This is a genomic window from Sphaerospermopsis reniformis, assembly GCF_005402885.1.
GTDB classification, from domain to species: Bacteria; Cyanobacteriota; Cyanobacteriia; order Cyanobacteriales; family Nostocaceae; genus Sphaerospermopsis; species Sphaerospermopsis kisseleviana.
This window is the reverse complement of record NZ_BJCE01000313.1, coordinates 1-5,111: the sequence shown is the minus strand read 5'-3', so window position 1 is coordinate 5,111 and position 5,111 is coordinate 1. Positions and strand designations below refer to the sequence as shown.

The window sequence follows — 5,111 nt, the reverse complement described above, 5'->3', positions numbered from 1 at the left end:
CCACAGATTATTTGAATCAGTAGAACAGTTAGAAGAATTATTAAATAAATTGCTAAACGAAGGAGGTCTTATTATTAAATGGGAGCGCAAAGTTAAAAATAAAGGTAATGCTGTTTATTCGATTTAGTTGCACAACAGCTTATGACTCACTTAGAATTTCCTTGGAAAAAAGCACGTCAAGGTTTACCACCTCAAGCTGCTTCCACCACAGTCATTTTATTAGAAGATTTAAAAGCATTAGGACATGAGAAATTAGATCAGATAGAAAGAGATCATCCATTTTACAAAGATGTAATGAGACAAGTTTTAAAAGATGCTTGTAATTCAGAAACATCAAATCGTGTTAAAAAAGGAGAAGTGCGTGACTGGCTTAACTCCCTTCTCGATTGAAAAATCTGATAATTTTCAGCGTTCTTTTAAAAAACTTGCCAAAGCTTATAGGTCTGATTTTGTCGAGTGTGTGGCACAAATTTTAGAAGATTTAATTGATGATCAATATCCGATAAATTCTCGCTATGAACCTTTACCGGGAAAAAGCGATAAAGTTAGCCAAATGCAATCATCCCCATATCGTGAAAATTTACGAAGTTATAAATGAGGATGATTTGTGGTGTATGGTGATGGAATATATTGATGGGGAAAATTTAGGAACTTTAGTAGAAAATCACGGTGTTTTATCTGAAGATATAGCATTAAAATACATTCAGCAAATAGGAGAAGCATTAACCGTAGTTCACAATAATGGATTATTACATCGAGATATAAAACCGCAAAATATAATGATACGTTCTGGGAAATCAGAAGCAGTATTAATTGATTTGGTGGAATGGAACAGCTAAGATAACTATTAATGGAAAAATTCACTCTGATAAAACTACAATAATAATAAAAGAAATAAAAATTTTATCTGGTTATTGGAGACTTGGAGAAAATCAAGGTTATTTATCATCTGATAGTAAGCAAATATCTGGTACTGGGAAAGATAGAATAGGTTCTTATTCATGGTTATTGCAAAGAATTGATTAAAAAAATATTAAAATTGTGAAAAATAAATCTCTCTTCCTCTCCTCTTCTTCTTCTTCCTTCGTGTCCTTTGCGTCCTTCGCGGTTCAATCCTTTCAAACCTCAACACCAAACGGAAAATACCCATTTAAAAAATGCTAACAGAAAGATTCACCCAAGCATTAACCTACACGCACCAACTCCACGCAACCCAGATCAGAAAAGGTTCAGGAGTACCCTATATTAGCCATTTATTAGGAGTAGCCAGCATAGCCTTAGAATATGGTGCAAACGAAGAAGAAGCGATCGCCGCACTATTACATGATGCCATAGAAGATCAAGGAGGAGTAGCCATCAGAGCAGAAATTCGTCATCGCTTTGGAGATAACGTCACCGCAATAGTTGACGGATGCACCGACGCAGACACCAACCCTAAACCCCCTTGGAAAGAACGCAAAGAAAAATATCTCGCTCATATTCCCACCGCTTCCCCTTCCGTGTTGCTGGTTTCCTGTGCTGATAAAATTTATAATGCTAGATCAATTCTTAAAGACTATCGTTTGATGGGTGATGCAGTCTGGGAAAGATTTAAAGCAGGTAAAGAAGGAACTTTGTGGTATTATCGCGCCTTAGTAGATGCTTTTAAGAAAACTAATAAAAATACTAAAATTATACCCTTGGTAGAAGAATTAGAACGAGTAGTAATAGAATTAGAAACTTTAGTAAAGTAGGTGACTGGGGACTGGGGACTGGGGACTGGGGACTGGGGACTGGGGACTGGGGACTGGGGACTGGGGACACTTCGACAAGCTCAGTGCATCGCTGGGGACTGGGGACTGGGTAATCAATTTTATGTTTTTTAATCAACTATTCCCTATTCCCTATTCCCTATTCCCTATTCCCTATTCCCTATTCCCTATTCCCTATTCCCCAAGATAAATGTAAGGGTTTAGCAATGCTAAACCCCTACCGACTCCAGATAAAAATCATCCTTGGGGGTGATTTAATTCGCCATCTAACGGAATAAGCTACTTAATGAACTATCTTCGTGAATCCGCCAAATCGCCTCACCAAGTAAATTAGCAACTGACAGCGTGACTAACTGAGGAAAACGATTACTTTCAGGAATAGGAATAGTGTTAGTAACTATCACTTCCTCAAATAAGCCACTGGATAAGCGTTCAATCGCTGGTGGTGAAAATACGGCATGGGTAGCACAAGCATATACTTGACCAGCGCCTTCTTGACGGAGTAATTTCGCCCCTTCTGTAATTGTTCCGCCTGTATCAATCATGTCATCTACTAAAATCGCCGTTTTGCCTCTGACATCACCGATGACATTCAAAACCTCAGCGACGTTGTGAGCTTGACGGCGTTTATCAATGATTGCCAGAGGTGCATCATTCAATTTTTTGGCAAATGCTCTGGCTCTGGCAACACCGCCCACATCAGGGGAAACAACTACAACATCATGTAGTTGTTTACTCTGTAAATAATCCAGTATCACGGGTGAACCATAAACATGATCAAAGGGTATGTCAAAATACCCCTGTATTTGTGCTGCGTGTAAGTCCATTGCGAGAATACGACTAGCACCAGCTTGAGTAATCAGGTTAGCAACCAGTTTAGCGGTGATAGATTCTCGTCCTGCGGTTTTACGGTCAGCGCGGGCATAACCATAATAGGGAATTACTGCGGTAATTTGCCGTGCAGATGCGCGACGACAAGCATCAATCATGATCAGTAATTCCATTAAATGGTCGTTAACTGGCTGGCACGTTGGCTGGATTAAATAGACATCACAACCGCGAATAGATTCTTGGATTTGAACATACAGTTCACCATCCGCAAATCTTTTGCGAATCATCGGACCCAAGTCCATCCCCAGGTAACGAGCGACTTCTTGGGATAATTGTAAATTGGCAGAGCCAGAAAACAGCCGCAGACGGTGATTTTCAGTCAGTCCTGTGGTGACTGGGTGCATTGTCAAAGTTGCAGAACTCAGCACAGCAGATCCTCGATGTGCATTCATGGCGATATTATCATCAGAGATTTAGCAGATTTCACGGTCATAGATAGACTAAACAAAACATTTGTAAGTTTTGTTGAAACTTCTATACAAACTTGCAATATTTCTCCATATACTTACATTCACTAATTTTCTAGTTCTTCTGAGAAAAAACCAATGAGGAATATACTGACATCTATTTTGATCAATAGTTTCAGAGTTCCATTTTTGGAAATTGGAATGAACCACCCAAATATTTGATAATTTGCTATGGTAGATCACTTATTATACCGTTTCTTTTATCACTGAGATTAATTTATTTGCACATAAATTCAAAATTGTTTCAAATTTTCAACAGTATTAATCAGTCCCACAGAAAATGATCAATGCCAGTTGACATGACTGGGGACTGGGGACTGGGGACTGGTGACTAGGTAATCAATTTTATTTTTTCTAATCAACTATTCCCAATTCCCAATTCCCAATTCCCAATTCCCAATTCCCACGTTTATGCTTTAGTTAATTTCTAGCTCAGTTGCTATTACACTTACTCTATTGATTATGCAACCACCCATTAAAGTTGGTACTGTTCTACAAAATCGTTATCACATCATTCACATTCTCGGACAAGGGGGTTTTGGTAGAACCTATCTCGCAGAAGACGAAAGACGCTTTAACGAACTTTGTGCAATTAAAGAATTAATGCTCACTGAGACGGGTGTTTATGGTGGAAAAAAGGCACAGGAGTTGTTTGAACGCGAAGCTGCCACTTTATATCAAATCGAGCATCTGCAAATACCCAAGTTTAGAGAGAAGTTTTCCCAAGATCAACGCTTATTTTTGGTGCAAGATTACATTAGCGGGAAGACCTATCACACCCTGTTAAATGAACGTCGCGCTGAAAGTCAAGCTTTTACTGAAGCTGAGGTATTACACTTGCTATGCTCTTTGTTGCCCGTTTTGGAGCATATTCACAACAAGAGAATTATTCACCGGGATATTTCGCCGGATAATTTGATTTTACGGGATATTGATCAAAAACCTGTATTAATTGATTTTGGGGTGGTGAAAGAACTAGCTACACGGTTATCTACACCGGAAAAAAAGCCGGTGACAACGGTGGGGAAACCCGGCTATTCTCCTAGTGAACAAATGCAGTCTGGTAAAGCTTATCCTAATAGTGATTTGTATGCACTAGCGGTAACGGCTATAGTTTTGTTGACGGGAAAAGAACCAGCAGAGTTATTTAATGAAACCCAACTGACTTGGAACTGGCAGCAATGGGTAGAAGTGAATCACGGATTTGCTGAAGTTTTAAATCGGATGTTAAGTTATGTACCGGGCGATCGCTATCAAAGTGCTAAGGATGTATTATCAGCTTTAGAATCTCTGGAGCAACGGCATATTCCGCAGCCAGAGGTATCATATCTGCCAACTGTTGCTGTTAGTCATCGTCCCGATCCTTTACCACTAACACCCAACACACTTGATCCAGTAATTCCACCGCATCAAAGTAGCTCTATCTTAGATAATCCGTTAGCTATTGGTGCTATTGGCAGTGCCGTAGTAATCTTAGCAGGATTTGGTTCTTGGACAGTGGTTAATTCTCTTCGCAGTCAACAATCACAAACACCACCAGAACAAGCAACCACACCCCAAAGTTTTCCTTCTCCTGTTATTCCCGGTGTGACATCTACACCAACACCAGATTTAACATTAACACCAACACCAACACCGACTAATACTGAATTTGTTTTCTATACAAAACGTTTGAGATTCGGAACATCTAACACAATTAAGGTAGATGATACTATCAAGGCTCAGGAAATAATTAAATACAGTTTTACGGGTGATGTTGGGCAAAAGTTAACTGTATCTGTTGACAAAGAAAGTGGAGTTGTGTTAGCGGTGCTAACCGCTGATGGTCAACCGATTAGTTATGATTCAGAGCGAGTTACTTCTTATCAAGGGCTCTTATCAAATAGTGGTGAATACATTATTCAATTAACTTTGTCCACAGAAGTGGCTGAAAGTGATTATAGTTTGAATATCGCTTTAGAAAACCCAGTTGAACCTACACCCACCGAAACCCCCACCCCCA

The 5,111-nt window shown here is 39.4% G+C and carries 8 protein-coding genes and 1 pseudogene; 7 read left to right on the top strand and 2 right to left on the bottom strand.

Going from position 1 to position 5,111, the window contains the following annotated elements; translation table 11 throughout:
- From FFR48_RS25180 to FFR48_RS25165, 6 genes and pseudogenes are all read left to right on the top strand, one after another.
- A pseudogene (locus tag FFR48_RS25180) lies at window positions 1-127 on the top strand (IS630 family transposase); the annotation flags it as partial.
- 14 nt (window positions 128-141) lie between these two features.
- Window positions 142-390 (top strand): Panacea domain-containing protein, encoded by a 249-nt coding sequence (locus FFR48_RS25175; RefSeq protein WP_236104178.1) that lies wholly within the window; start codon window positions 142-144, stop codon window positions 388-390.
- Window positions 362-598: a hypothetical protein gene (locus tag FFR48_RS29715; protein ID WP_236104177.1), complete on the top strand. Its 237-nt coding sequence runs from the start codon at window positions 362-364 to the stop codon at window positions 596-598. The genes FFR48_RS25175 and FFR48_RS29715 overlap by 29 nt, the downstream gene beginning before the upstream one ends.
- The gene (locus FFR48_RS29710) at window positions 573-839 is read left to right on the top strand and encodes a protein kinase domain-containing protein (protein WP_236104176.1); all 267 of its coding nucleotides are present in this window, start codon (window positions 573-575) and stop codon (window positions 837-839) included. The genes FFR48_RS29715 and FFR48_RS29710 overlap by 26 nt, the downstream gene beginning before the upstream one ends.
- On the top strand, window positions 814-1,026 hold the full coding sequence (locus FFR48_RS29135; protein WP_201277678.1) for a hypothetical protein: 213 nt from the start codon (window positions 814-816) through the stop codon (window positions 1,024-1,026). The genes FFR48_RS29710 and FFR48_RS29135 overlap by 26 nt, the downstream gene beginning before the upstream one ends.
- Window positions 1,027-1,157: 131 nt before the next feature.
- On the top strand, window positions 1,158-1,733 hold the full coding sequence (locus FFR48_RS25165; RefSeq protein WP_137669255.1) for an HD domain-containing protein: 576 nt from the start codon (window positions 1,158-1,160) through the stop codon (window positions 1,731-1,733).
- On the opposite strand, the gene FFR48_RS30285 is transcribed toward FFR48_RS25165, so the two are convergent.
- Window positions 1,722-1,850, bottom strand: a complete 129-nt coding sequence (locus tag FFR48_RS30285; RefSeq protein WP_268932468.1) for a hypothetical protein — start codon at window positions 1,848-1,850, stop codon at window positions 1,722-1,724. The genes FFR48_RS25165 and FFR48_RS30285 overlap by 12 nt on opposite strands.
- A 167-nt stretch (window positions 1,851-2,017) precedes the next feature.
- Window positions 2,018-3,034 carry a ribose-phosphate pyrophosphokinase gene (locus FFR48_RS25160; RefSeq protein ID WP_096569656.1) on the bottom strand — a complete coding sequence of 339 codons (1,017 nt, stop codon included), beginning with the start codon at window positions 3,032-3,034 and terminating at the stop codon, window positions 2,018-2,020.
- Window positions 3,035-3,571: 537 nt separating this feature from the next.
- Between FFR48_RS25160 and FFR48_RS25155 the strand changes: the two genes are divergently transcribed.
- A partial coding sequence (locus FFR48_RS25155; RefSeq protein WP_137669254.1) for a serine/threonine-protein kinase occupies window positions 3,572-5,111 on the top strand: 1,540 nt, incomplete at its 3' end.